General features: G+C 70.2%; 23 protein-coding genes and 1 pseudogene. 14 read left to right on the top strand and 10 right to left on the bottom strand.

Annotated features, from left to right (window positions below; translation table 11 throughout):
* Window positions 1-242: 242 nt before the first annotated feature.
* From ABZ822_RS28680 to ABZ822_RS28670, 3 genes and pseudogenes are all read left to right on the top strand, one after another.
* A complete protein-coding gene (locus ABZ822_RS28680; RefSeq protein WP_360860497.1) occupies window positions 243-656 on the top strand; it encodes a TIGR03618 family F420-dependent PPOX class oxidoreductase in 414 nt (137 codons plus the stop codon).
* Window positions 657-681: 25 nt separating this feature from the next.
* A pseudogene (locus ABZ822_RS28675) lies at window positions 682-969 on the top strand (bifunctional ornithine acetyltransferase/N-acetylglutamate synthase); the annotation flags it as partial.
* 213 nt (window positions 970-1182) lie between these two features.
* Window positions 1183-1701: a GNAT family N-acetyltransferase gene (locus ABZ822_RS28670; RefSeq protein WP_360860494.1), complete on the top strand. Its 519-nt coding sequence runs from the start codon at window positions 1183-1185 to the stop codon at window positions 1699-1701.
* Window positions 1702-1801: 100 nt separating this feature from the next.
* Here the strand turns inward: ABZ822_RS28670 and ABZ822_RS28665 are convergent, their stop codons facing one another.
* Entirely contained in the window at window positions 1802-2245 is a 444-nt protein-coding gene (locus ABZ822_RS28665) for a hypothetical protein (RefSeq protein WP_360860491.1), read from the bottom strand.
* A 240-nt stretch (window positions 2246-2485) separates the two neighbouring features.
* Here ABZ822_RS28665 and ABZ822_RS28660 point away from each other — a divergent pair, with 240 nt between their 5' ends.
* The 3 genes from ABZ822_RS28660 to ABZ822_RS28650 all read left to right on the top strand — a co-directional run bounded on the left by ABZ822_RS28660 (window position 2486) and on the right by ABZ822_RS28650 (window position 4960).
* A complete protein-coding gene (locus tag ABZ822_RS28660) occupies window positions 2486-2956 on the top strand; it encodes a TrkA C-terminal domain-containing protein (protein ID WP_360860508.1) in 471 nt (156 codons plus the stop codon).
* A gap of 6 nt (window positions 2957-2962) precedes the next feature.
* A complete protein-coding gene (locus ABZ822_RS28655; protein ID WP_360860488.1) occupies window positions 2963-4237 on the top strand; it encodes a cation:proton antiporter in 1275 nt (424 codons plus the stop codon).
* 279 nt (window positions 4238-4516) lie between these two features.
* A complete protein-coding gene (locus ABZ822_RS28650) occupies window positions 4517-4960 on the top strand; it encodes a hypothetical protein (protein WP_360860485.1) in 444 nt (147 codons plus the stop codon).
* Window positions 4961-5425: 465 nt separating this feature from the next.
* Here ABZ822_RS28650 and ABZ822_RS28645 read toward each other — a convergent pair whose 3' ends face one another.
* Window positions 5426-6712 carry a glycosyltransferase family 4 protein gene (locus tag ABZ822_RS28645; protein WP_360860482.1) on the bottom strand — a complete coding sequence of 429 codons (1287 nt, stop codon included), beginning with the start codon at window positions 6710-6712 and terminating at the stop codon, window positions 5426-5428.
* A gap of 939 nt (window positions 6713-7651) precedes the next feature.
* On the opposite strand from ABZ822_RS28645, the gene ABZ822_RS28640 reads away from it, so the two are divergent.
* Both ABZ822_RS28640 and ABZ822_RS28635 read left to right on the top strand, forming a co-directional pair.
* On the top strand, window positions 7652-8515 hold the full coding sequence (locus ABZ822_RS28640) for an SDR family oxidoreductase (protein ID WP_360860479.1): 864 nt from the start codon (window positions 7652-7654) through the stop codon (window positions 8513-8515).
* A 2-nt stretch (window positions 8516-8517) separates the two neighbouring features.
* The gene (locus ABZ822_RS28635) at window positions 8518-9387 is read left to right on the top strand and encodes an enoyl-CoA hydratase/isomerase family protein (protein ID WP_360860476.1); all 870 of its coding nucleotides are present in this window, start codon (window positions 8518-8520) and stop codon (window positions 9385-9387) included.
* 21 nt (window positions 9388-9408) lie between these two features.
* Here ABZ822_RS28635 and ABZ822_RS28630 read toward each other — a convergent pair whose 3' ends face one another.
* Window positions 9409-10440, bottom strand: coding sequence for a GNAT family N-acetyltransferase (locus ABZ822_RS28630; RefSeq protein ID WP_360860473.1), 1032 nt, complete (start codon window positions 10438-10440; stop codon window positions 9409-9411).
* 461 nt (window positions 10441-10901) lie between these two features.
* Between ABZ822_RS28630 and ABZ822_RS28625 the strand changes: the two genes are divergently transcribed.
* Window positions 10902-13520: a LuxR family transcriptional regulator gene (locus ABZ822_RS28625; protein WP_360860470.1), complete on the top strand. Its 2619-nt coding sequence runs from the start codon at window positions 10902-10904 to the stop codon at window positions 13518-13520.
* A 164-nt stretch (window positions 13521-13684) separates the two neighbouring features.
* On the opposite strand, the gene ABZ822_RS28620 is transcribed toward ABZ822_RS28625, so the two are convergent.
* Together ABZ822_RS28620 and ABZ822_RS28615 are read right to left on the bottom strand one after the other, a co-directional pair.
* The gene (locus tag ABZ822_RS28620) at window positions 13685-14353 is read right to left on the bottom strand and encodes an ABC transporter (protein ID WP_360860468.1); all 669 of its coding nucleotides are present in this window, start codon (window positions 14351-14353) and stop codon (window positions 13685-13687) included.
* On the bottom strand, window positions 14350-15474 hold the full coding sequence (locus ABZ822_RS28615; RefSeq protein ID WP_360860465.1) for an ATP-binding cassette domain-containing protein: 1125 nt from the start codon (window positions 15472-15474) through the stop codon (window positions 14350-14352). The genes ABZ822_RS28620 and ABZ822_RS28615 overlap by 4 nt, the downstream gene beginning before the upstream one ends.
* A 116-nt stretch (window positions 15475-15590) precedes the next feature.
* On the opposite strand from ABZ822_RS28615, the gene ABZ822_RS28610 reads away from it, so the two are divergent.
* The gene (locus ABZ822_RS28610) at window positions 15591-15740 is read left to right on the top strand and encodes a hypothetical protein (protein ID WP_360860462.1); all 150 of its coding nucleotides are present in this window, start codon (window positions 15591-15593) and stop codon (window positions 15738-15740) included.
* Between the two features lie 23 nt (window positions 15741-15763).
* On the top strand, window positions 15764-15994 hold the full coding sequence (locus ABZ822_RS28605) for a transcriptional regulator (protein WP_360860459.1): 231 nt from the start codon (window positions 15764-15766) through the stop codon (window positions 15992-15994).
* 160 nt (window positions 15995-16154) lie between these two features.
* Here ABZ822_RS28605 and murJ read toward each other — a convergent pair whose 3' ends face one another.
* Window positions 16155-17804: a murein biosynthesis integral membrane protein MurJ gene (murJ, locus tag ABZ822_RS28600; RefSeq protein WP_360860505.1), complete on the bottom strand. Its 1650-nt coding sequence runs from the start codon at window positions 17802-17804 to the stop codon at window positions 16155-16157.
* A 406-nt stretch (window positions 17805-18210) separates the two neighbouring features.
* On the opposite strand from murJ, the gene ABZ822_RS28595 reads away from it, so the two are divergent.
* Entirely contained in the window at window positions 18211-18828 is a 618-nt protein-coding gene (locus ABZ822_RS28595) for a TOPRIM nucleotidyl transferase/hydrolase domain-containing protein (RefSeq protein ID WP_360860456.1), read from the top strand.
* Window positions 18829-18975: 147 nt separating this feature from the next.
* On the opposite strand, the gene ABZ822_RS28590 is transcribed toward ABZ822_RS28595, so the two are convergent.
* Window positions 18976-19377, bottom strand: coding sequence for a hypothetical protein (locus ABZ822_RS28590; RefSeq protein WP_360860453.1), 402 nt, complete (start codon window positions 19375-19377; stop codon window positions 18976-18978).
* A 388-nt stretch (window positions 19378-19765) separates the two neighbouring features.
* Here ABZ822_RS28590 and ABZ822_RS28585 point away from each other — a divergent pair, with 388 nt between their 5' ends.
* Window positions 19766-20086, top strand: coding sequence for a hypothetical protein (locus tag ABZ822_RS28585; RefSeq protein ID WP_360860451.1), 321 nt, complete (start codon window positions 19766-19768; stop codon window positions 20084-20086).
* Window positions 20087-20244: 158 nt separating this feature from the next.
* Here ABZ822_RS28585 and ABZ822_RS28580 read toward each other — a convergent pair whose 3' ends face one another.
* Window positions 20245-21099, bottom strand: coding sequence for a twin-arginine translocase subunit TatC (locus ABZ822_RS28580; protein ID WP_360860448.1), 855 nt, complete (start codon window positions 21097-21099; stop codon window positions 20245-20247).
* Window positions 21100-21397: 298 nt separating this feature from the next.
* On the opposite strand from ABZ822_RS28580, the gene ABZ822_RS28575 reads away from it, so the two are divergent.
* A complete protein-coding gene (locus ABZ822_RS28575; RefSeq protein WP_360860445.1) occupies window positions 21398-22204 on the top strand; it encodes a Clp protease N-terminal domain-containing protein in 807 nt (268 codons plus the stop codon).
* Between the two features lie 112 nt (window positions 22205-22316).
* Here the strand turns inward: ABZ822_RS28575 and ABZ822_RS28570 are convergent, their stop codons facing one another.
* Together ABZ822_RS28570 and ABZ822_RS28565 are read right to left on the bottom strand one after the other, a co-directional pair.
* On the bottom strand, window positions 22317-22589 hold the full coding sequence (locus ABZ822_RS28570) for a hypothetical protein (protein WP_360860442.1): 273 nt from the start codon (window positions 22587-22589) through the stop codon (window positions 22317-22319).
* A gap of 290 nt (window positions 22590-22879) precedes the next feature.
* Window positions 22880-24577, bottom strand: coding sequence for an alpha/beta hydrolase (locus ABZ822_RS28565; RefSeq protein ID WP_360860439.1), 1698 nt, complete (start codon window positions 24575-24577; stop codon window positions 22880-22882).
* Window positions 24578-24596 lie beyond the last annotated feature (19 nt).

Here is a 24596-nt window from a genome sequence, read left to right as displayed (position 1 = left end):
ACGACCTACTACGGCCACGCCGTTCAGGACATCCGCGCCTACCTCGACGGAGAACCCGCCCGCCGCCTCGGCTGACCAGGCGCTTGGACGCGGACCAGCTCACGTAACCTGCCCCTGCATCTGCCCCTGCCCCTGCCCCTGCCTCTGCCCCTGCTCCTGCTCCTGCTCCTGCTCCTGACCCTGATCGCGGCCGCCGCCCGGTCCGCATCGCATCCGTCCCGCCCGCTCCGAAGGACCACCCCATGACGGCCCCAACGCCCCGCACCCCGACCGACGAGACGTTCTGGCGGGAGCGTCGCATCTGCTTCCTCACCACGCTGCGCCCCGACGGGACCCCGCATCTCGTGCCGGTGGGGGTGACCTATGATCCCGAGACCCGTATCGCACGCGTCATCAGCAGCGCCGGCAGCAAGAAGGTCCGCAACGTACGGGGCGCGGGCGGGAGCGCCCATGTCGCGGTGAGCCAGGCGGAGGGCCGCCGCTGGTGCACTCTGGAGGGCACCGCCGTCATCAAGGACGACCCGGCGTCCGTGGCGGACGCCGAGCAGCGCTACGCGCAGCGCTACAAGTCCCCGCGCCCGAACCCGTCGCGCGTCGTCATCGAGATCAGCGTCACCCGCGCCATGGGGACGGCCAAGCCCGCGGGGTGGACCTGACGGGCCAGCCCCGGCGGCTGCGCTGACCCTTGTGCACGGCAGCGACCCGAACTGGGGCCGTGTGGCGATGGCCGTCGGCAAGCTCCACGGCGAGACCGACATCGAACCGGCCCGCGTCCGGATCCGGTTCGGCGACCTCGCGATGCATCCGGAGGAGCCGAGCGACGCTCTCCTCGCCCGGGCCGCCGCCTACCTCGGTGGTGACGAGGTGGTCATCGGGGTGGATCTGGGCATCGCGCACGGTGCGTTCACCGTGTACGGCTGCGATCTCACCGAGGGCTACGTGAGGATCAACGCCGACTACACCACCTGAGCGCGCATCCGCCGTTCCTCTTCCTCGCGGCGGTAGGCACCGGTGCTGGAACCACCGCACCGAACGCGGCATCCAGCCATCGGGACGGCTGACCGCTGGCACCGGCTCCGCCAGTGGGCCACACTGCGGTAGCCATCCCGGACCATCGGCCAGAGGCCAGCAACCAGCAACCAGAGGTCAGCAAGCAGGGAACAGGGCCAAGGGAGAGGGACCGTGACCGCCATCGAGCCACAGACCATCCGCACCGACCGGCTCACCCTCCTGCCCCTGCGCGTGGAGCACGCCGACGAGATGGCCGCAGCGCTCGCCGACGCGCAGCTGCACACGTTCATCGGCGGCAGCCCCGCGACCGTCGAGGCCCTGCGGGCGCGTTACGAGCGCCTGGTCGCCGGATCGCCGGACGCCGACGTCTCCTGGTGCAACTGGGTCGTCCAGCTCCATGACGAGGACGGGGACTGCCTGACCGGAACCGTTCAGGCGACGGTCACCGCCGGGGACGGCGCAGTGGCTGCGGAGATCGCCTGGGTGGTGGGAACTCCCTGGCAGCGGCGGGGCATCGCCTCCGAAGCAGCCCGAGGACTGGTCGCCTGGCTCGCGAAGCAGCACGTACGCACTGTCGTCGCCCACATCCATCCCGACCATGCCGCCTCTGCCGCCGTGGCCACCGCGGCGGGGCTCGCTCCCACGGAGCACTGGCACGACGGCGAGGTCAGGTGGGAGGGCACGGCCTGACGCCCCGCCGCCCCGTTGCCTCGTAGGGAACTGCCGACCTGCGGGGGATCCACCGACCCGCAGACACCCACTGCCGTGGCCTGTTCCCAAGGTGATCCGGTCAGGCGTCGAACGGACCGCCGTCGCGGCCCGTCGCGCCCGCGCCGCCTCGCGCGATGAGGCGGTGGTAGGCAGCCCGCGCGTGGATCACGCGGGCCAGCGCCGTGCCCACGAGCGTGGCCGTGAGCAGGCACGCGAGCCAGAACGCGTCGCGCTGTGCCGCCCAGGTGAGGGTCCCGAGCGGCGGGATGCCGAACCCGTTCAGAAACAGCCAGCACAGGAGAGCCGTCCCGGGCGCGGCCGTGAAGCGCGCGTACGAGCCGAGCAGGCAGGCCATCAACGACAGGGCGGCCAGGACGAGTTCGGGACGATCACCGCCCGCGACCGTGTTGAGGACCGCCACCAGCACCAGTGCGCCGCCGAAGGCCGCGGCCCAGACCAGCGGCGTGGCCACGGGCTGGGGTACGGGCCTGGCCGCGGTGCCGAGAGGTCCCCACTCGATCATCCTGACCCGTCCTTCCGGTCCGCCCGCACCGGCGGACGGGGAAACGCCGTTCGTTCCCGCCCGCGACCCGTCACCGTGTCCGCGGCGCGTGGCCCCCCGGAGGGGATTCTCGCACCCGGTCCCGGCTCGGGCCCGGTCCTTCTGTTGCGAGATGTAACGCTAGGGTGTCACCAAAGTTTTCCCAAGAAAACGTCAAGACCGGATGGCCGGAAATGGGGGGCAGCCGTGAGCGCCGCGCGCATGAGCAGTACGCCGTTGCCAGGGATCGGTGTGCGATACGACCTGACCACGCGGGAACAGCGCCGGCTGTCGGTGGTGGCCCATCGCGACGGGTCCCGGACCCTGAACGCCTACCAGGAGGACGACCCCGACGCGTGCGCGTTGTCCGCCCGCCTGACGGCGGGGGAGGCGGAGGCGCTGATCGACGCGATGATGCCGGCGCACCACAGTCCGAGTCTGCTCTCGACGACCGAATTGGGCCTGGTCGCGGAGCGTGTCGAGCTGTCGTCCACCGCGCACTGGAACGGGCGGCTCCTCGGTGAGACCAAGATGCGTACGGACACCGGTGTCTCGATCGTGGCGGTGCTGCGCCGCGCCGAGGCCATCCCTTCTCCCGGACCGGACTTCCGCCTCGCGGGAGGTGACACGCTCATCGTGATCGGCACGCGCGAGGGTGTCGAGGCCGCGGCCGAGATACTCGGGCGAGAGTGATCGCCGGTGCACTCTTCTGCGATTTTCCTGATCGAGTTCGGCGCGATCATTCTCGGTCTGGGACTGCTGGGCCGGTTTGCTGGGCGTTTGCAGTTCTCTCCGATCCCGCTCTATCTGCTGGCCGGTCTGGCGTTCGGCGAGGGCGGGCTGCTGCCCCTGGGCACCAGTGAGGAGTTCGTCGCGATCGGCGCCGAGATCGGCGTGATCCTTCTCCTCCTCATGCTCGGCCTGGAGTACACGGCGAGCGACCTGGTCTCCAACCTCAAGACCCAGTACCCGGCCGGACTCGTCGACGCGGCCCTCAACGCGCTGCCCGGCGCCGCGATGGCGCTGCTGCTGGGCTGGGGGCCGGTGGCCGCCGTGGTCCTGGCCGGAGTCACCTGGATCTCGTCGTCCGGAGTCATCGCCAAGGTGCTCGGCGACCTGGGGCGGCTCGGCAATCGCGAGACGCCCGTCATCCTGAGCATCCTGGTCCTCGAAGACCTCTCGATGGCCGTCTATCTGCCCATCATCACGGCCCTGCTGGCCGGATCAGGACTCGCCGCGGGCAGTGTCACCCTCGCCATCGCGCTCGGTGTCGCCGGACTCGTCCTCCTGCTGGCCGTGCGCTACGGCCGTCACATCTCCCGCTTCGTCTCCCACGACGATCCCGAGAAACTGCTGCTCGTCGTCCTGGGCCTGACGCTGCTGGTGGCGGGGCTCGCCCAGCAACTCCAGGTCTCGGCCGCGGTGGGAGCGTTCCTGGTCGGCATCGCGTTGTCCGGGGAGGTCGCCGAGGGCGCGCACCATCTGCTGGCCCCGCTGCGGGACCTGTTCGCGGCGGTGTTCTTCGTCTTCTTCGGCCTGCACACGGATCCGGCGAGCATCCCGCCGGTCCTGCTGCCCGCGCTCGCGCTGGCGGTCGTCACGGCGCTGACGAAGATCGCCACGGGCTACTGGGCGGCCAAACGGGCCGGCATCTCGGCCAAGGGCCGCTGGCGCGCAGGCGGCACGCTCGTCGCCCGCGGCGAGTTCTCCGTCGTCATCGCCGGCTTGGCGGTCGGTGTCGAACCCCGCATCGGTCCGCTGGCCACCGCGTACGTGCTGATCCTCGTCATCCTCGGCCCGCTGACCGCCCGCTTCACCGAGCCGGTGGCGCTGCGCCTGACGGCACGCCGCCGCAAGCCCGCCCCCGCGGGGCAGGCCCCGGCGGAGGCCGGGGTCGCGTCCGCGGATCGCCGGGACGCGGTGGGGGAGCAGGACCCGGTGGGCGAGCAGGACACGGTGGGCCGTCGGCTGTGACGAGGCGGACGCGCGGCTCCGCACCAACGCGCAGTCAGCACGTCCATGCGGTCCTCTGGGTTGGGGACGCATCGATCATGAAGGGCCCGGGAGGGCTGTCGCCGGCGCCCGTTCCTTCTCCCTCGTAGCCGGTATCTCGGCGGCACCGCCGTGCCCGGGTCAGCCAGGTTCGGTGCCCGACTGCAGCATTCCGGCCCGCGGTTGTCGGACCCGGCGCCTACGCTTCGGCACACCGTCAACGCGGTTCACCACGCCGCCCGTCAAAAGGAATGCCGACCCGTGCGAGTTCTGCCGAAGGCCCACGAGGGCCACCCGCCCATGCTGCTCGTTCGCACCCACTACGGGGACGACGACGCCTGGCGGCGGGTGCGAGACACCCTCGACCAGCCCTGGGTCTTCGACGAACGCGACGGGGACGAGGGCCGGGTCAAGGAAGAGATCCTCTGCGTGGACGACCCGGAGTGGGCGGAGGCCACCCCGGCCGACATCCTCGCCGCCCTCACCGCGCCCGAACGCGGCGACGAACCGGATGACGGCGGCTGGGACGTGGTCTTCCTCGCTGACCGCGACGGCATGGAAGGCACGGAACCGACACTGCTCGCGGTGAGCACCGACCTGGAGGAGACCGAGGCGATCCGCATACCGGCCTTGGAGACCCCGCACGAGATGCACTGCAACCTGGCCCTCGCCAACATGGACTTCTGCGACTTCGCCGACCTCTGACCTGCCCCCTGCCCCCTGCACGCGGCCGAGACCGTTCCGGGTGTCACGTTCCGGCTGTATCGACCGGGAGGTTGTTCACGCGGCTGATGGGTGGGCGGCCGTCGAGTGCGGTGCGGCAGCCAGGCTCGAGCCCCTGGTGGCGCCCGGCCGTAGCGAGGCATGCGCGTCCGTCCAGAGAGCACATGCACGTGAGTCCAGAGAGCAGGCGAAAGAGCCCCGGCACGGTTGCGGACCGACGATGCCGGGCTCTTGTTCGACGTGGCCTTTCCCTGCCTCGAGTTGGGGGATCAGGGGGCCTTGATGCGGTCCGGCGCGCAGTCGCGTACGGCGGCGAAGTAGTCGCCGAGCCATGCGGTGCGCTCGCCTTCGGGCATCGACCTCAGGCGTCCGAGTACCGGCTCGGTCGAGCCGCCTCGGTACTTCTGCGACGGCGTCAGCCAGGTGGCGACCGCGTCGCTCCGGCTGCTAGGGCGACGTTCCGCCGCCGCGGATGCGTGACGCCTTCCGCTTGGCGCTTCGGCCCGCTCTGAAGAGGAATTCCCGCATCACGTACGAGACGGTGGCGCGGGCGGCGCGTATGCGGTGCCGCGTAGCCGTGAGGTGGTGGTCGGGCAGGTTCTCCCGTGCCCGTACGAGATCCTTGAGCAGGGTCTCGTGACGGGCCGCTACCACCCCGGGGTCATAGCGGTACGCGCCTTCCCGGGCCGAGCGGGCCATCCGTTTCCGGGCCTCGTCGTCGTTGATCAGGCGCAGCAGCGCGTCCGCGAAGGCTTCGGTGTCGTCGACCGGTACCAGGAGTCCGTTCCGGCCCTGGCGGATGATCTCCCGGGGGCCGAGCGGGCAGTCGGTGCTGACGACCGGCAGGCCGGCGCGCATGGCTTCCACGATGGTCATGCCGAACGACTCGTTGGTGGAGCTGACCGCCGCGAGGGAGCCCTTGACCCACTCGTTCTCCATCGACGTGTGCATCCCCATGAGCCGCACGTTCTCGTGCAGTCCGTGGTGATCGATGCGTGCCTGGACGGCGTCACGGTGCGGGCCCCGGCCGTAGATCCGCAACGTCCAGTCCGGACGTTCGGTGACCACTTCGGCGAAGGCGTCGACGAGTCGGTCGAACCGCTTGCCGGGGACGAGGCGACCGGCGGCCACCACGACACGGGACGTGCCGTCCGACGGCTCCGCCCGAGGACGGGGAACACCGTTGGGAATGGCGGCCACCCGCATGTCCGGCATCCGGGCGCGATAGGCGGCGGCGTCCGCTTCCGTCACCGTGACGAAGGCGTCCAGGAGCGGTGAGCAGGTACGCAACTGGTCGCGCAGCACCGGCCGGTGGCCGTCGTAGGTGAGGTGTTCCTGGGCTATGCGGACCGCGTCGCGAGGCCCGTAGCGGGCCAGCATCACGTTCAGTCCCGGTCGCGTGCCGATCACGACATCCGCATCGACCCGGGCGAGCCAGGCGATGATGCGCTCGTCGGTGAGCCGGCTGTACTGGCCGTGGCGCGCCTCGCCGGCAGGGAACATCCTCGCGGGTCTGCCCGCCAGAGGGTGACCGTCGTCGTGACCCGGACGCGTATCCACCAGCGGGGTGAGCCGCACCTGGGGGGCGATGTCGAACCGCGGCTTCGCGCGATGCCGGAACACCGAGGCTATTTCGACGTCATGCCGTTCGGCCAACTCCCCGGCAAGGTTGACGACCGTGCGGACAGTGCCACCGACTCCGTACACGTTATGAATGAGGAAAGATATCTTCACGGCGCGATCCGGGCGTTCATTGAGTTACGACCTTCGTGGGGGAAAGGCGAAAGAGGCGCGAGGGGATGGCAAGGGCGAGACGCGCGACGGTCGGTTTGCCGGTCGGTCCGCAACCTTCGGACACGTTCACATCCGGGCGAAGCCCCTTGTGTTGCAGGCTACTTCACACAGGACCGGAACGGCGCGGGGAGACTGCCGCGCCCTATGCGGAAAGGGGTCTGTGCGCAGCGGCAGCCGCGGCAGGGACTTCATGGTCTCTTGAGTGGAGAAGTGGCCCATTCCCGCCTGGTTCCATGAATTAACCATAGGAACCCGGTCAACTCGCTGTCGAGTGCTCGCGGTGAACAAACGGGACATAGGGGGGAGTTGAGTAATTGCTCATCGAGTCGAGCGGTGCGGCGCCGCCCCGAGGCACCGGTTGTGCGTCCGAATTCTTGGCGCCGTCTGAGTACGGGGTGCTCTTCACCGGCACCTCCCAATCGGGGCCGGTTGAATGAGAGGGCCACCTGGCGGGTGCCGCGGGCGTCGCCGGCCGGCATGGTCTCGCAGCCGGTGCTCGTTCCGCCGTGGGCCCAGATGTGACCGCACGGCGTACTGCGGCGCAGGATCCCCAGTCCGTACGGCGTCGCGGCCGGGGCCGTACGGCCGCAGTACGAGGGGCTGCGAGGGGCGCGGAGGTTGTCGGGTCTCCCTGCCGCCCCGTGGTGGGCGCCGTGATCCGTCGACCGGGCTCATGCATCCGCCCGGATCTCGCACCGGGCTCTGCCGGAACCCTTGACGCCGGCTCCCGCGCCATGCCTGACTGATTGGTCAGTCAGGTCAAGTGGGGCTCGGTCAGCTCGGTCAGGAGGATCCGTGCGGAGCAGTTCGTATTCGAGGTCCGCCGGTCCGGAATCCGCGTGCGGGCGTGTACTTCGCCCCGACGTCCACACGGGCTCGGTGGCTCTGATCACCGGTGGCGGCACCGGGATCGGGCGGGCCACCGCGCTGGACCTCGCGGCCGCCGGAGCGAGCGTCGTCGTCTGCGGCCGCCGCGCGGGTCCCCTGGAGGAGACTCGGCAGGCCGTGGCCGAACTCGGCGGCTCCTGCCTGGCCGTGCCCGCGGACATCCGCGACGACGAGCAGGTGACCGACGTGGTCGGCCGGGCGCTGAAGGCGTACGGGCGCATCGACGTCCTGGTCAACAACGCGGGGGGCCAGTTCTCCGCCCCCGCGGAGGAGATCAGCCCCAAGGGCTGGCGGGCCGTGCACCGGCTCGCCGTGGACGCCACGTGGGCGGTCACACGTGAAGTGGCTCGCAGGGCGATGATCCCGCAGCGTTCGGGAGTGGTCGTCTTCATCGGCTTCTCGCCACGCCGGGGCATCCCCGGTTTCGCCCACGCCGCGGCGGCTCGGGCGGCAGTCGAGAACCTCGCCGCGGGCCTCAGCCAGGAGTGGAGTCGCTACGGCATCCGCTCCGTCTGCGTCGCGCCCGGCACCATCGCCACCGAAGGGCTCGCCGAGAACTACTCCGAGGCCGACCGGCAGAGCTGGGACCGATCGGTGCCGCTGGGACGGTTCGGCCGCCCCGAGGACGTCTCCGGGGTCATCGCCTTCCTCGCCTCTCCCGCGGCTTCCTACATCACCGGTACCACCGTTGTCGTCGACGGCGGTGCGGACGCCTGGGGCGCCGGGCAGCCGGTCCCGGCGCGCGTGGAGCCTCAGCGCGAATCCGGGAACACGGACGCGGCCCGCGCTCCCGGAGACTCCGCCGCCCCGAGCGCACGATCATCCGCCCGCCTTCCACCATCTCCCGCGGAGTAGCGATGGATTCCGACACCCGCCCCGACGTGCCGGCCGGTGACGACACCGGTGACGCCCCCTGTAGCGACACCGATGAGGGTGCCCGTCACGACACCGATGAGGGTGCCCGTCACGACACCGATAGCGGCGCCCGTCACGACACCCGCGACAGGTCCGATCCCGGCACCGTCGAGACGCGGCTCCACGGCGAGATCGCCGTGGTCACGCTGCGCCGCGAGGCCAAGCTGAACGCCCTCTCCACCCACATGGAAGCGGCCCTCCTCGCGGCCCTGGGCAGCGAGTTGGTCGCCGGCAGCCGCGCCGTGGTGGTGACCGGAGGGCCGGACGTCTTCTCCGCCGGTGCCGACACCACCGAACTCCGGGAGATGACCCCGGAGACCATCGCCGCGTACTACCGCTCGACGGGCGCGGTGTACGAGACGTTCGCCGCCCTCCGCCGGCCGACGGTCGCCGCGATCTCCGGGTACTGCCTCGGCGGAGGGCTGGAACTCGCCCTGGCCGCCGACATCCGCGTCGCCGACCCGACCGCCTCGTTCGGACTGCCGGAAGTGGCGATCGGCATTCTGCCGAGCTCCGGCGGCGTGACACGCCTGGTCCGGGCTGTCGGACCGGCACGGACACGTGATCTCGTCCTGCGCTGCCGGAGGATGGACCCCGCTGAGGCGTACGCCTGGGGCCTGCTGAGCGAGGTCACCGAGCCAGGCGTACCGTCCCTGGACCGCGCGCTGGAGATCGCCGCGGAGATGGCCGCCCACCCGCCGATGGCCGCCTCCGTGGCCAAGCAGGTGATCACCGCGGCCACCGACGCGCCTCGCGAGAGCGCACTGCTGCTGGAGCAGCTCGGGTACATGGCCCTGAACCGGATCGACTGACGCCCTCGCCGGGCCTTCCGGTCACCGACGCCCTGACGTACCGCTCTCCGGAGGAAGGCCCGGTACGTGCTCGGGTGTGAGGAGCCGTGGGTCCAGGATCCGGTGGAGACGATAGGCGTGCGGGCGGAATCCTCTGCGCGGCCAGAAGACGGAGGACAGAGGATTCGCCGCGCGCCAGTCGGTCACACAGGTACGGAATCCGCGGCTCACCGCATCGGCCCACGCGTGTTCGGCAAGGCGGCGTCCCACGCCCCTGCCACGGGCCTGCGGAGCGGAGGCGGCCAGCAGCAGTTCGACCGAACCACGCGGCTTCATGAGCGACGCCTCATCGTCGGGAACCGGCCTCATGACGGTGAACCCGTCGATTCCGTCCGGGTTTTCGGACACCCAGTACGCCACCGTGGGATCGCCCAGCAGTTCCAGGTGACCGGAGCGCAGGATGTCCCACATCGGCTGGTCGGTGAACGCGAAGACGGGCGGAGCCGCGTGCGCCGCGTTGACGAGGCCCAGCAACGGCTCCAGCGCATCGATGTCTTCAGGCCTCGCGGAACGGACGCCAGGAGGCGGTACCGTGGGCCGGGCCGTTCCGGACAGGGCCATGATCGCGTGGACCTGCTCGTGCGCGAACCCGAGCATCAGCCACAGTGAGAGGTCGGAGGCCGGAGTCACCGTGTAGTGGTGCAGGCATCCGTCCACGAGCCACTGGCCCGAGAGATGGGCGTAGAGCTGCTGCATGATCACCGGACCGGCGCCCAGCGAACAGGCCGCATCCTGGGGCTGTGTCCAGCAGTGACGACCGCGCAGCCCGTCCCCGGAACGGGCGAGCAGATAGCCCACCACGGTGTTCCCCTCCAACGCGACCGCCCCGCGTGCCCCTTCCTCCCAGGCCTGTACGAGAAGGGATCCGCAGGTGTCCGGGTCTCCGAAGGACGGACTCAGCGACGGTTCGCTTGCGAGGTCACGCCGGTGCCGGGCGGCGAGAAGCTCGGCCGCAGCACGGAAGTGGTCCGGGGCGAAGCTTTCGAGCGCCGCACCGCCGAAGCCGACACACATGGGTGACAAGCTGATCCAATCCACTGCGGAACGTGGCGACCAGAAGATCACCAAAGGTGGCCCTGGTGCTGGAGCAGGCGGTACTCATTTCACGGTGATCCGGCCTTCCGGGACTCGCTCCGACGACGTACTGCTGCCGTCCGAGCGTGGGAATGACGCGCCTTCTGCCTCATGGACCTGTCCCTGATGAGCCCGCCATCTGCAGCGCGTGGCGTGACCGTGGTGAGTATGTCGGCCTTCGGTGTTGAGTGATTTCTACTCTTCTCATCTGTTGACCTTGTGGCCACGATGGTCGAAAGGGTCGTTCGCTCAGGGCCGCCCGAGAACAACGCGCCGGCTCTGAGCGCCCGGCAGCGACGGGGTTTCCCCTGCTGCCTCAGGCGGTTGGACGGCCGGGTCACCATGATGTGGGTCGAACAGCGATGATTACTTCCGGCGGGGGGCGCACGGAACGGGCCGAAGTGCTCCCGACCCTCCATGGCTCCCGTCTCATCGGGCGCGGCGACGTCCTGGCCGCCGTCGAAACGGCCTTGTCCAGAGTTCCGGGCGCAGGCGGAGCCGTTGTCCTGGGAGCGCCAGGGACGGGTAAGACGCGCATTCTCCAGCACGTCGTCGAGACTGCCGAACAGCGAGGCTGGACCCCGGTGGTGGCTCAACCCAGCGACGCGATGCGGCAACTGCCGCTCGAAGTCCTGGCCACGGCCATGGGCTCCGCGGGCCTGGACCTTCCGTCCTCGCCCGCAAAGGCAGCTGAAACCCTGTCGTACGCGCATCAGAAGTCGCCCGTCGTCGTGTGCATCGACGACGCCCACCTGGTTGATCGCACCACGGCCGGTCTCCTTCTGCATCTTGCACGGAAAAGGGTGTGCCACCTCCTTGTCGGTCTTCCTCAGGACGCTCCGGTACCCGAGGAGATCCGGGCGCTGTGGAAAGACGGCTGGCTGCCGCGGGTGACGGTTCCGCCTTTGCCCGCCGGGAAGATCGGTGCGGTCTGCGATGCCATGCTCGCGGGTCCCGTGGAGTTCACCACCGCATCGCGATTCGCCATGCTCGCGCAGGGCAATCTGGTGCTCCTCCGCGAGCTGCTCCACGCAACCGCGGAACAGAAGGCGCTGACGCAGCAGAACGGGCTCTGGGTGGACCAGCGCCTGCCCGACATTCCAGGACGGCTGCACGACCTGGTCCTTCCGCGCCTTCGCGGCCTCACCGACGACCAGCGCGGTGCCCTGGAACTTCTCTGCCTGGCGGAGACGGCCTCCTGGAGCGTCGTGGGTCAGTGGGCGGCGGCTGCCGACTGGGAGGCGCTCGAAAGCCGTGGCCTCGTCGAGGTGGACGACCGGCGGGCTCACACCGATCTTTCGGTTCCGGACCTTCTGATGCGCAACGTCGTGGTTCAGCTCATCCCTCGACTGCGCAGACGGCGTCTTCTCACACAGCTGATCGGCACGTTCGAACGCGCCGAGCCGACTGCCCCACGCCGCGTCGTCCAACTCGTCACGTGGCGCCTGCACGTCGGGGAGGCCGTATCCGAGGGGGCTCTCCTCCACGCTGCCCGGCAAGCCTGGTGGACGCACGACTGGGCGACGGCGCAGCGCCTGGCCGACACCGCGTGGCGCGTTCATCGCTCACCGGCTGCCGGCCTGCTGCTGAGCAAGGTCCTCCTGCACCAGGGCCGGCACGGACAGATCACGGAACTCGCACAGTGTCTGACCGCGGCGCAGGGAGGCAGTCACGTCGCCGAGGCGAACGACACGGTCCACCGCAGCCGGATCACCCGATTCGGCTCCGGAACACGGACAGGCGCCGCACCGACAGCGGAACGCACCGAACTGGACACGGCCGTCGTCGCACTCGTGAACGGTGACTGGGAGACGGGCCTCAAGACCGTCCGGCCCCTGCTCGAGGGGCGGGATCCCCGCCGTGCAGCCATGGCGGGCGCTGTGGCCTTGGCCGCGCTGCTGCACCTGGGGAGACCACAGGACTGCCTGAGTCTGGAACCCGCTCTCACCCGCGCCATGAGCGGACTCGATCAGGCGGACATTCCCGAGTACGACGTGGCGAACATCCCGGCACTCCTCGCGTACGCCCGGGGCCTGACCGGTGATCGGGAGACGGCCGTGGAACAACTGCGCGAGCATGTTCTGCACGCATCCATGAACAGAAACACGATGGTCGCCAACCGAGCGGGAGTCATGCTGGCTCATCTTCTCTTCGAACAAGGGGAGATCGGCGAGGCCCACCGCATCTACAGCACGGCAAGCGCGCGGGACGACATCATCATCGTGCAGCAACTGGCGCGCTGCGGAGCGGTGATCACGGCGGTTCATCTGGGAGACGTCCAAGCCGTCGACCGTGCGGTTGCGCGGCTCAGTCCTTTCGTCAGGAGCAGTCCTCACGACATCGCGGAAATCGATATCGCCCTGGCGACGCATGAGATGTATCAAGGACGCATGGAGGCAGCGGTCAACCTGCTCCGCCTTGCGGGGAACGCTGCACTCCGCAGAGGGGCGCACGCTTCCCTCGCCCGTGTCGTCCACGCTCTGACGCGCGTCGGACGCGCCGACCTGGCCGTCCGTATGTGCGGACCGTGGACCCACGAACTGCAAGGAGAACTCGACCGTTTGGGGATCGACTTCGCCCACGCCATGGCGGCAGGTTCGGCCGAACGCGTGAACACCTGTGCCCAGCGCTGGGAAGAGTCGGGAGCGCCCCTGTACGCGGCCGAAGCCTGGGCATCGGTCTCGCGCCTCCACCGGGCGGCGGACGACCCACGGCGCGCCACCGCCGCGGCACGCCGCTGTGCCGCGACGCGTGTGCACCACAAGGGTGCCCCGACGTTTCTGATGCACGCCGTCGAGGAACACGAGGCGCTCACGCACAGGGAACGAGAGATCGCCCTGCTCGCCGCCGGCGGTCACAAGAGCCATGAGATCGCCGAGCGAGCCTCCCTCTCGGTGAGAACCGTGGAGAACCACCTGTACCGCATCTACAAGAAACTCGGTGTCGCCAACCGGCGTGCGTTGCGGGACATGTTCGCCAGGGGAATGGCCACCGACTCGTTTTCTCCTCGGGCGGATTGACCGGCCCTGTCGTTTCGGGTGCCCATTCTGCGAAGTGACGGCCGCCGGTTCGTAGCCCTGCCCGTCCCCATGCGGACGTGCCATGCGTAACGGCTACTCACGGACAGGTACGCACGTACTCAGCGGTGAACGGACCGCGATTAACGTCGGGGCCGGGAAGCCGCTCAGGTGCGGCGCGAACTGAGCCCGCACGACGCCGCGGTGGCCGCGGCCGCCAGCAGCGCAGCGCCCGCGAAGGGCAGCCAGGGCACGTGGATCACACCCGTCGGGGAGCCCGTCACCATGCCGGACACCGCGGCGTTCGCGGGCGACGCCCCCACCACGAGCAGCAGCAGTGCCGCGAACGCACCGATCGAGATCCCCCAGCCGCTGCTGCGCATCACCGGCCAGGCGCACAGGGCCCCGGCCGCGATGCCCAGCAGAACGCAGGACAGCGCGGTGAGCAGCCCCGCACCGGCCGCGGGCAGTACGGGGACGGCTGTGCGATGGCCGGCACTGTGCGGGTCGGAGACGAAGGCGACGACAGCCGTACCGAGCACGCCGAGCGCTCCGGTGGCCAGCATGGCGGTGAGCACCTTGGCGAGGTGCACCCGTGCCGGACCGGTAGCAGCCGTCGTGCAATGGCGCGCGGCCGGTGCCTCGTTGGAGACGCAGGCACGGACCATCCAGATCGCGGTGGGCAGGAGCGCGGCGGATGCGTAGCCAAGGCTGTCGAGGATCGGCTCACCGCTCCGGACACCGATGAGGACGAACGCGGCGTAGAGCAGGAACGGCGGCAGCCAGCGCTGCGATCGCAGCAGCAGGTCCAGCTGGTAGCGCAGCAGCGGTATCACCGGAGGGGGTCCTTGCTCTCGGCTCCGTCGCGGGGAGGCTCCCCGTACGCGGGCTCGTCGGTCCCGGCGTCGTACGTCCCGACCGCGCAGGTCCTCCCGGCCTCGTACGCCCCGATGCCGTACGTCCCCAGGTCCAAGGTGACCGCGTCGTCGGTCCCGCCCGCGTACGAGTCGTCGTGCGAACCCTGGGACGAGCCGTCGTACGAGCCGTCCGACAAGCCCTCGGATGAGCCCTCGGACGAGCCCTCGGGCGGCGTCTCGGTCCCGGGCCGCGTCACATCGTCCGTCCTGGTCACGGAGAGCACATGCCAGGGCGGGGACGCGCCGAGGAGCGCGCGGAGCAGCCCGTCGGAATGGGCGGCGGGGACGGTCAGCAGGATCGTACGGCCCTCGGTTCCCTGCTCGACGACGGGCGAGCCGGGGAGGCCGTCCGGTGTCCAGAGGCCGGGAACTCCCTCCACCTCCACGCGGACGCGCGGTCCGCCGCCGGAACCGTTCGTGGGGCGCGCGACCGGAGCGCATTCCAGCCGGGAGTCCCTGATCCGGAACTCGACGTCCGCCGCGCCCGCCAGACGCTGGGGGTCGTGGTCCACGAACACAACGGTGCCGCCCCCGGCCACCCGTTCCGCGACGGCGCGATCGAGGGCGCTGCGGGCGAAACGGTCCAGACCGGTCCACGCCTCGTCCAGCACCAGCAGATCGGGCTCGGCCATCAGGGCCTGGGCGACGGCGACCTTCTGCGTCGATCCCTTTGACAACTCGGGTATGGGCGTACGGACGTAGGCGCCCGCACCGAAACGCTCCAGCAGCTCCTCGGCGCGGCGGGCCGATGCGTCGCGCCGCAGGCCGTGGACGCACCCGAGGTGGGTGAGGTAGCCGACGGCGGTGAACGGCAGGGTGGACGGGAAGCGTTCAGGCACGTAGGCGGTGGGCGGGCGTCCGGTCACACGGCCGGTGCTGGGGGCGTCGATGCCGGCCAGCAGTCGCAGCAGGGTGGACTTGCCGCTGCCGTTGGCGCCGGTCACGCGGAGCAACGAGCGTTGCGGTATGTCGACGTCGACGTCGCGCAGTACCCACGGCCCGCGCAGTCCGTAGCGCCGCCCGACTCTCTCCAGTCGCATCCCTGGCTCGCCCTCCCACGTACCCCGCCCGACGGGGATGATCACCGCCGCGGGCGCAGCGGCAGCAGGCGCCGCACCCCGCAGCACCAGGCAAGACGTGGGTGGTCCGCCGAAGGTTGCCCGCTCGGGACGGCAAGTCGGAGCCGGGCTCGGCGGGCGACGTGAACGGTCTGCCCTGGCTCGCGCTCTTCACCGCGCTGAGTCCGCTGCAGCGACGGATGCGCATGTGGCTGCCGGCCCGTACCCGGCAGCGGACGGTGCTGTGAGCGGGGTGTCTCCCGAGCCGTTATTGCTGGATCCGACGCGGCTGGCGGTCGTGTCCGTCCTGTCCTCGGCGCGCTGGGCGGAGTTCGCCTTCGTCCGCAGCACCGTCGCGGTCTCCGCCTCGGCCCTGTCCAAACAGATCGGCAAGCTCGAGGACCGCGGGTACGCCGACGTCAGACGCGGCTACGTCGGCAAGCGCCCCGGACCTGGATCAACCTCACGGACGGCGGACTCGCCACACTGGAACGGCACTTGACGAGCCTTCAGGAGATCGTGGCCACGGCACGTCATGCGGGGGAGGACGTCCGGCCTGTCTCCGGTCCCGGCTTGTCGTAGCCCACGGACCGGTCACGGCGATGGCCGGACGCTCTCGTGCTGAGGCATCCGGGACGCGCCGCACGTGTGACCGCTCGGACTCAGCGCATCCCTGGCAGGCGGCGCAACTCGGTGACCTTCATCAGCCGAGCGAGCAGGAGATAGGCCAGTGCCATGGTGAGCGTCCCCGCTGTCAGCGCCCCCGCGGTGGGCCACGTCCCGCTGCCCGGTCCGGCGCATGCACGGGCGGCTGTCCAGCCCAGTCCCGCGGCCAGGCCGGCGGAGGTCAGCAATGTGGCGTAGGTGCGGACCAGGCCTCCGTCATCGATGCGGCCGTCGAGCCGCCGGCGCAGCAGACGGGCCGTCAGTGCGAGACCGGCCAGGTAGGAGAGGGTGTAGGCGCCTGCCATGGCGACCACCGCCCAGCGTGCGGGCAGCATCAGATGGCAGACCGTGGCCAGAGCGATGTTCACGCCCGCGATCCAGGAGGCCATGAGGAACGGCGTGCGCGTGTCCTCGAACGCGTAGAAGCCACGCAACAGCAAGTACTGGGCGGAGAACGGAATGAGCCCGAGCCCGAACGCCTGGAGCATGTACCCCAGCGGACGGACCGTCGCGGCATCCGCCGCCCCATGAGCGAACAGGAGCGTCGAGATCTGCGGCCCCAGCGCGAGGAAGAGGAACGCGGCGGGAACGATGACGACGCCGCTGACGCGCAAGGCCCGGGAGATGTCCGCGCGGAGGTCCGGGATGCGGCCTTCCGCTGCGGCACGGCTCATTCGCGGCAGCAGCGCGGTCACGACGGACACGGTCACGATGGACTGCGGGAGCATCCAGATGGTCTGTGCGTAGGTGTACGCGGTATAGCCGGCGCCGGCCCGGGGGAGTTCCTGATCGGCGGCGTTGGCGTAGTTGGTCACCACCGTCAGCGCGACCTGATTGGCCAGGACGAACAGCAGGGTCCACTTCGCCGCGTGGACGCTCCTGCCCAGACCGGTGCCTCGCCAGTCGAACCGCGGGCGGAAACGGAATCCCGCCGCTCGGGCGAAGGGGATCAGCGCCAGCGCTTGCAGGGCGATGCCTGCGGTCGTCCCGATGCCCAGCAGCCGGACCTGGACCGCGGTGACGTCCTCCACCCGGACGGGGACGGTCATCAGCGTGAGATAGGCGCCGAACATGCTGATCAGCACGAGGTTGTTGAGCACGGGAGTCCACATCATCGCGCCGAACTTCTCGCGGGCGTTGAGGACTTGCCCGTAGATGCTGAACACACCGTAGAAGAAGATCTGCGCCAGCAGGTACCGGGCGAAGGTCACCGTCAGCGTGAATGCCTCATGTGCGTTCGGGGTGTCGCGCATGTACAGGCTCACGATCTGCGGTGCGGCCCAGACCGCCAAGGCCGTCCCCACGGCCAGGACGCACACCACGAGCGTGACCAACCGTTGCTCGTAGGCCCGTCCGCCGTCGGGCTGCGTCGTCCGCGCTCTCACCAACTGCGGCACCAGCACCGCGTTGAGGGCGCCCCCGATGAGCAGCGTGAACAGGCTCGTCGGCACCGTGTTGGCCGTGTTGTACGTACTGGCCAGCAGTCCCGTTCCCAGTGCGGCGGCCTGCAGCATCTGCCGGATCAGCCCCGTCGCCCGGGACGCCACCGTGCCGAGTGCCATCAGCAGCGACGAACGGGCCAAGCCGCCCTTGCTGTTCGTCCGCGGGGCAGCACGCCGTTCTTCCGCCCGCGGTCCCGACGGCATGGTCTGTGCCACGGCACCTCGCCCTTCTCGACCGTTTCCGGCAACGCGCCCCCGCGATCCACGGCAGGCCCAAGTCGCCACCTTTCTCTGCACAGTTGAACACAACGGTCGAAGCGGCTGTGGAGCGCCTGGCCACCGTCGACCGGGGTGATGGACGGCGGCGTTGATGTTGCGAGCCTGGGTATTCAAGCCATTCCATGCTCTGTGGATGCGCCTGCTCCGCGCCGAGGTCGAAGCACAGCGGAACATGGCCCCGGACCTCTCGCAGGAACAGGACGGATGCTCGCCGTCGCCCGCCCCGGGCACCGAGCCACGTCGGCCGCCGGGTGCGAGCCCCCCCACCGCTCGTCGGCGCGTCGGCGGAAATTGCCTACCGCGGTGGCCCGAAAGAGCGGAGACTCCTGTCATGACTGACATGGGGGCGTTCCGGGAGGCGGTCACCGCTTGGGCGGCGGGTGGACCCGGCGACCCCGCGCGCGAGCTGGCCGAGCGGCTGCGCGTCCGGGCCGTCGTCCTGCTCGAAGGGCCGAGCGACGTCGCCGCGGTCAGTGCGCTGGCCGAGAGCCGCGGCCGGGATCTGGCGGCCGAAGGAGTCTGCGTCCTGCCGATGGGCGGTGCGATGAGCGTCGGGCGCTTCGCCCACCTCGTCGGGCCGCCCGGTCTGGGCCTGCGCCTCACGGGCCTGTGCGACGAGGCGGAGCGCCACTATTACGCGCGCGGCTGGGAGCGGGCCGGTGCGGCACAGCAAGGGATCTTCGTCTGCGCGGCCGACCTGGAGGACGAGCTCATCCGCGCGCTCGGCGTGACGCGCGTGGAGGAACTCGTCCAGGCGGAGGGCGACTTGCGTGCCTTGCAGACTTTCCTGCGCCAGCCCGCACAGCAGGGCCGCACGGCGCAGCAGCAACTGCGGCGCTTCCTCGGCACGAAGAAGGGGCGCAAGATCCGCTACGGCCGGGTCCTCGTCGAGGCCCTGGACCCCGACCGCGCTCCCGCGCCGCTCGAGGGCCTGCTCGCGGGTCTGTGACGGCTGGCGCCCTCAATCTCGGGGGACGTGCTCGGGCGAGCGCCGTGGTCCTCCTGGACGCGCGGCAAACGGATCGATGCGGTGTTCCAGCGGCGCTCACGCGCGGCCGGCATCGACGGCCTCCACCGCGGCGGGGACCAGCACGATCTATCGCGGGGTCCAGCAGTCCGTACGCTCGGTGGCCACCTCGGCGGCGCAGCCGCCGCACACCAGGTTCGGGCCGTCGAAGCCGTCCATGCCGCAGCAGCCGCTCCGCCGTCCGCGCAGCGAGGTGAGTTCGACGCCGCGGACGTCGGCCCGCCCCAGGACGATGCCGCTCAGTCCTGCCCGGCGGAGGCCCAGGGCCGCACCCGCGAACTGCGGCCGGTGGACGCGCTCCGCGGCCTCCGGCGGGTCGTAGGCGAAGGTGCCCGGACGCATCCGCGGCGGGCACTCCTCGCCCGTCGGCACGGTGTACGGCGCCGGGGCGATGTCCGGGTCGGGCAGCGGTACCTCTCGTACGGGTGCGGTGACATCGCCGTGGCAGCGGCGGCAGCGGAAGACGACCATGCGCGCCATTGTCCGGGCCGGGTGGGCCGCGCGCCTCCGAGTTCTGCGTCGGGGCGCCCAGTGAGACGGCGTCGGCGAGGCCCTCGTCGAGAACCTTCTGCGTCGCGGCGGCGGCCCGAGTGGTCATCGCTCTCGGCCCCGGTCGTCCTGAGTGCGCCGTTCACCTATGGTTCGGCTTTCGCCGAGCCGTTGTACTCGGTGGTGGCCGCCCCGCTGCCGGTGACGCCTTCCGGGCGGCTCCGGCTGAGTAGCCCACGGGCACGACTGAGCAGAAGCTGCTCACGCACGGGGAAATCGGCGTCACTGGAGTCACGTCCCATCGCCGCGGAACGACCGTGCCTGACGGAGATTCATCACCGTCAGGCACACACCACGTAAGGGAAAGGCATTGCAGCAGCAGACGAAGCCGAAGAAGTCCAGGGCTCAGTCGGCGTACGACAATCTCTGGGCGTCTCCCGCCTTGTTCGTGTTCGTCTCGGGCGTCGTCTTCATCGTGGCGAGCAGACGCGGTGGGGACGAAGGCGACCGGCTCGCCGAGAAGGCCTGGCTGGTGTATTTCGCCGGGTGGGCTCCGTTGATCCTGATGGCTCTGTGGTGTCTCATCGTGCGGCGCAAGCCGGACATTCCCGCAGCGCCGATCGGACTCTTTCTGGCAGTGGCGGGTGGCCTGTTCCATCTCCTTCTGCGCCACGAGAGTCTGCCCTTCTGAGAATTTCCGGGAACTCCGGGAACTCCGGGAACTCCGGGAACTCCGGGAACTCCGGGAACTCCGGGAACTCCGGGAACTCCGGGCCGGGAACTCCGGGAAACTCTGAGAACAGAACCATGCCGTACTCAGGTGCAGCGGTCCGCGGTCCGCGCACAGGCTTACCAGTCCGGCGTCGGCCGGGAATTCCCGAAACCACTGCCCGGAGCGTGCATCGCCCGGGCCTCGCGCCGGTCGCGCAGCAGCGCGGTCCCGACGGCCGCGTAGTACAACGCGGCGAGACAGGCGGCGACCGCGACGATCGGCACCGGGTCGGTGCCGGGGCTGACGACCGTGGAGAAGACCAGGGCTCCCATGACCATGCCAGGCCACCAGCCCAGCATGCGCCGGCCGGTGACCACCCCGCCGGAGTTGAGCATCACCAGCAACAGCGGCAGCTCGAGGGCGAGTCCGAGCACGGCGACCATGATCCCCACGAGGTCGAGCACCGATTCCAGCGGCAGCAGGTTGTGGATGCCGTCCGGGGTGGACTCGTAGAGGACGGGGGCGACGTTCGGCAGCAGCAGGTAGGTGACGCAGCCGCCGATCAGCAACAGAACGGACCCCGCGCTCGCGAACGTGAGCGCGTACTCCTTCTCCTTGCGGTGCAGACCGGGGGCGAGGCAGGCCCAGAGCTGGTAGAGCCAGACCGGGGACGCGAGGACCACGCCGACCGCGAGCGAGACCTTCCATACGAGTGTGACCGGGCCGAGCCGGTCCATCACCACGATGTTGGCGCAGTTCGTGCCCGTCGTCGCCCGGGCGAGGTGGGTGAACTCCACCTCACAGGAGAGCGATCGCAGTGCCGGATGGGTGACGAAGTCGATGATGCTCGCGTGGAAGAGAGCGGCCATGGCCGTGGCCACCGTGACGGCCAGCACGGACTTCGCCAGCGGCTTGCCCAGCTCGCGTACAAGGGACCGGTAGGGACTCCCGCTCTCGGTGTCCTGGGCCTCCGGGCGGGCGGACTTCGGCAACACACGTCCTCATCTCGTACGACGGACCGGAATCGGCCGCCTCGTTCGGCTCCGGGCATGTCCGGAGGGGCGAGTACGGCCTGCTCATACCGAACCGGGCCGACTCGTCCGTGGGCGGTCGGGGGCTCGGTTCCGCAAGATGGCGACATGATCGACTCACGTTCCGGGACTCACTACTCAACTCGGGTCCGGCGCGCTGCCGCGGGTGTGTGACGGCGTTTGGATGGAGGTGCGTCGCGTCGGCAGCGACGGTGTCAGGCACCCCCTGTCCAAGGGCCTCAGCATTGGGATTCATCTCATGAACCTGCGTGGAATCGACCCCCGGGACACCGTCTGGGAACAGGACTTCGCCCGCTACCGGGTGTACTTCTGGGACGTGCCCGCCGTCACGGCACATGAGTACGAGGTGATGGAGGACGTCGACGTCGACGAACTCCTGGCCTGGACAGCCCGATACGCTGCCGACCGCGGGTGGACGTACACCGTCTACGCCGCCGTGACCGACGGGGACGGGCCGGGGCTCATCCGTCTGGCCGGAATCCTCGGCGACCCGTTCGCCGAGGGGCCGCACATCGTCCGGACCGGTGACGCCGACGCATGGCGACGTGAGGGCGTCGCGGTCCTGCGTGTCGAAGACCCGGTGCACCAGCCCGATGAGACGTCACGCGTGGCGGGCCGTCTGGCCCTGGCACTCGACCGCGCAGAAGCGGAAGCGGAGAGCCGGTCCCATCGGGAGACCGACACCGGGCATCTGCTCCTCGGCATCCTGGACGAGCCTGACGGGGCGGTGGCAGCGGCGCTGAAGGGGTTCGGGGTGAGTGTGTCCGCGGTGCGCTCTGCCGTGGAGCAGTGCTGGGACACCAAGCCCTGGCGGTCGTTTCGGGTCCAGCCCGGCGCCTTCCCTCCCTTCAGCATCGAAGCCGGAGAGGCGCGGGAGTACGCTGCCGAACTTGCCCGCGGGGCCGGACACGACATGCAGCCCGAGCACCTGTTCCTCGCGATGCTCAACGGCAGGCGCCGGGGCCCGGGTCAGGAAGCTCTGCACCACCTCGGGCTCACCTCACGCCAGGCACGGGAGAGCCTGGCCGCTCGCCTCCTCGGATAGAACGTCGGCTTTGCGAGACTCGCATGGCAAGGCCCCCGGGCGAAGACGCCCGGGGGCTTGTGCTGCCGGCGCCGCGGTCGCCGCGTACGCGGCGGCTCGTCAGCGTGTGTCGTTACGGGTGGGCCCGGTGCCCCCTGTTCGCGCCGGCGGCCTCGGTGGCTGCGCCGGGGTGCTCCTCGATGTAGCAGTACCCGGTCCACTCGAGGTCGTCACAGTTGCAGTCGGGGTCGGGATCGAGCGGCGAGCAGATCTCGACCGTGCTGATCTCACCGCCCGGGCCAGGCGACGGGGCGGCCGAAGCCGTTCCTCCGCCCGCCATCGCCAGGGCAACGCCCCCGGCGAGCACGGCTCCGGAGAGGAGGGAAGTGATGCGGGACTTCACCACGAGTATTCCTTTCACAGGTCTTGCGGACGGGCACAGAGATGGGGGGCGGCAGCTGATCAGGCGGGAGCTGTGGCCGGGGCTGGGGATTCGATGTACCAGTGCATGGATGAGACCGATTTCGTCGAAGGGCGTACGGGGGAGTCCGGTGGCGGGCTGCCACCGGAGTGGACCTACGGGGGAGGGGCCGTCGCGGCGCAGCGGGGGAAGAGCTGCGCCGCGACGGGGTCCCCTGACGTCTCGGACCTCCGGCGGGGGACGGAATGGGGGCGCCGGCCGGTCGCGATGATGCGTCAGGAGGAGCAGACCAGACCGTCGGACGGAACCTTGCCGTTCAGCAGGTAGGCGTCGACCGCCTTGGTCACGCACGTGCCGACGCCGTAGGAGCCGTGACCTTCACCCTTGTTGGTGATGTTGACGGCCACGCCCTTGCCGAGGCGGTCGGCCATACGCTTCGCGCCCGCGTACGGGGTCGCCGGGTCGCCTGTGGTGCCGATGACGAGGATCGGCGCGGAACCGGGCGCCGCGACCGTCTGATCGCTGGTGCCATCGACGGGCCAGTCGGTGCAGGACAGCATCTGCCACCCGGTGAACGCACCGAACACCGGGGAGATCTTGCGCAGTGCCGGGAGCCGGTCCTGGACGTCCTCGACCGTGTACCGCTGCTTCTGGTCCGCGCAGGTGATGGCCGTGTTGGCGTCGTTCGCATTGCTGTAGCGGCCCTGCTCGTCCCGATCGGCCATCAGGTCGGACAGCTTGAGGAGCGTGTCGCCCGACCCTGCCGACATGGCCTCCGCCAGTCCGCGGGCGAGCGGGTCCCACAGCTCCTTCGCGTACAGCGCCTGGGCCATGCCGCTGACCGCGACGCTCTCATTGACCTTGCGTCCGTCCTTCGTGGGCAACGGTCGCCGGTCCAGCTTCTCGAGCAGGGCGACGATGCGCTCCTTGCCCTGCTCGGGGTCCGGTCCCGTCGGGCACTTCCGGCCGCTCCGCTCCGCGCACAGGGTCAGGAAGTTGGTGAGGGCCAGGTCGAAGCCCTTGGCCTGGCCGACGGCGTTGTCCGCGGGATCGCTGGTGGGGTCGACGACGGCATCGAAGACGGCCTTGCCGACGCGCTCGGGGAAGAGGTGGGCGTACACGCCACCGAGTTGGGTGCCGTACGAGATGCCGAAGTAGTTCAGCTTCTTGTCGCCGAGGACGTGACGGAGCAGGTCCATGTCGCGCGCGGCGCTCTCCGTGTCCACGTGCGGCAGGACGGCGCCGGAGTTCTTCTCGCACGCGGCGTTGCCCCTCCGTCCGAACGCCTCGGACCGCCTCACCTCGGCGGGGGTGTCCGGGGTGGCGTCGATGGCGTCGGCCGCCTCGGTGGCCTTGTCGTCCAGGCAGCGCACGCCCTGGCTCTCACCGACGCCGCGCGGGTCGAAACTGACGAGGTCGTAGCGGGTGTGGAGCGTGGCGTAGTCACTGGCGGCCGAGCCGGGCAGGCCGGTCACACCGGAACCCCCGGGACCGCCGAAGTTGAAGACCAGCGACCCCAGACGCCGCTTCGTGTCCTTGGCCTTGACGCGGATGAGGGCGATGTCGATCTTCTTGCCGTCCTGCTTCGACCAGTCGAGCGGCACCTTCATGTCGGCGCACTCCCACCGTGAGCCGTCCGGGAGTGGCTTCGGCTTGCCCGCGTCAGCGCCCTGGAGCACGGAGGCAGCGGGGCAGGGTCTCCAGGACGGCTGCTGCTCCGTGAAGTCCGAGGACACCACGATCCCTTCCTCCTTCTCGATCTGTCCGCGGCCGTAGGACGTGTCGTCGGTACCGCTGTCACAGGCGGTGAGACCGGCCCCGAGGACGAGGCCGGCGGCGGCCAGCGCGCCGGCACGTACGGATCGCCGGGAGGAGCCGCGCCGCGAGCGCGGGGGGCGTGACGCGGTCGCCGGATGGCGGGACTGCCGCAGCCGGTCGCTGTCGGCAGTGCTCCGGTGGGGGGTGGGGGGCATGCTCTGGCTTCCATAAGTC

Source organism: Streptomyces sp. NPDC047108, assembly GCF_040643575.1.
Lineage (GTDB): Bacteria > Actinomycetota > Actinomycetes > Streptomycetales > Streptomycetaceae > Streptomyces.
The sequence above is the reverse complement of the archived record's forward strand: the minus strand, read 5'-3'. Positions and strand labels throughout refer to the sequence as shown.

What these genes read in the sequence shown, in the direction of transcription:
- ABZ822_RS28630 (WP_360860473.1), bottom strand. Translation starts at nt 10,440, where the DNA reads ATGTGTGTCGGCTTCGGCGGTGCGGCGCTCGAAAGCTTCGCCCCGGAC.
- ABZ822_RS28590 (WP_360860453.1), bottom strand. Translation starts at nt 19,377, where the DNA reads ATGGTCGTCTTCCGCTGCCGCCGCTGCCACGGCGATGTCACCGCACCC.
- ABZ822_RS28660 (WP_360860508.1), top strand. Translation starts at nt 2,486, where the DNA reads ATGAGCAGTACGCCGTTGCCAGGGATCGGTGTGCGATACGACCTGACC.
- ABZ822_RS28595 (WP_360860456.1), top strand. Translation starts at nt 18,211, where the DNA reads ATGACTGACATGGGGGCGTTCCGGGAGGCGGTCACCGCTTGGGCGGCG.
- murJ (WP_360860505.1), bottom strand. Translation starts at nt 17,804, where the DNA reads ATGCCGTCGGGACCGCGGGCGGAAGAACGGCGTGCTGCCCCGCGGACG.
- ABZ822_RS28635 (WP_360860476.1), top strand. Translation starts at nt 8,518, where the DNA reads ATGGATTCCGACACCCGCCCCGACGTGCCGGCCGGTGACGACACCGGT.
- ABZ822_RS28665 (WP_360860491.1), bottom strand. Translation starts at nt 2,245, where the DNA reads ATGATCGAGTGGGGACCTCTCGGCACCGCGGCCAGGCCCGTACCCCAG.
- ABZ822_RS28680 (WP_360860497.1), top strand. Translation starts at nt 243, where the DNA reads ATGACGGCCCCAACGCCCCGCACCCCGACCGACGAGACGTTCTGGCGG.
- ABZ822_RS28565 (WP_360860439.1), bottom strand. Translation starts at nt 24,577, where the DNA reads ATGCCCCCCACCCCCCACCGGAGCACTGCCGACAGCGACCGGCTGCGG.
- ABZ822_RS28575 (WP_360860445.1), top strand. Translation starts at nt 21,398, where the DNA reads ATGAACCTGCGTGGAATCGACCCCCGGGACACCGTCTGGGAACAGGAC.
- ABZ822_RS28615 (WP_360860465.1), bottom strand. Translation starts at nt 15,474, where the DNA reads ATGCGACTGGAGAGAGTCGGGCGGCGCTACGGACTGCGCGGGCCGTGG.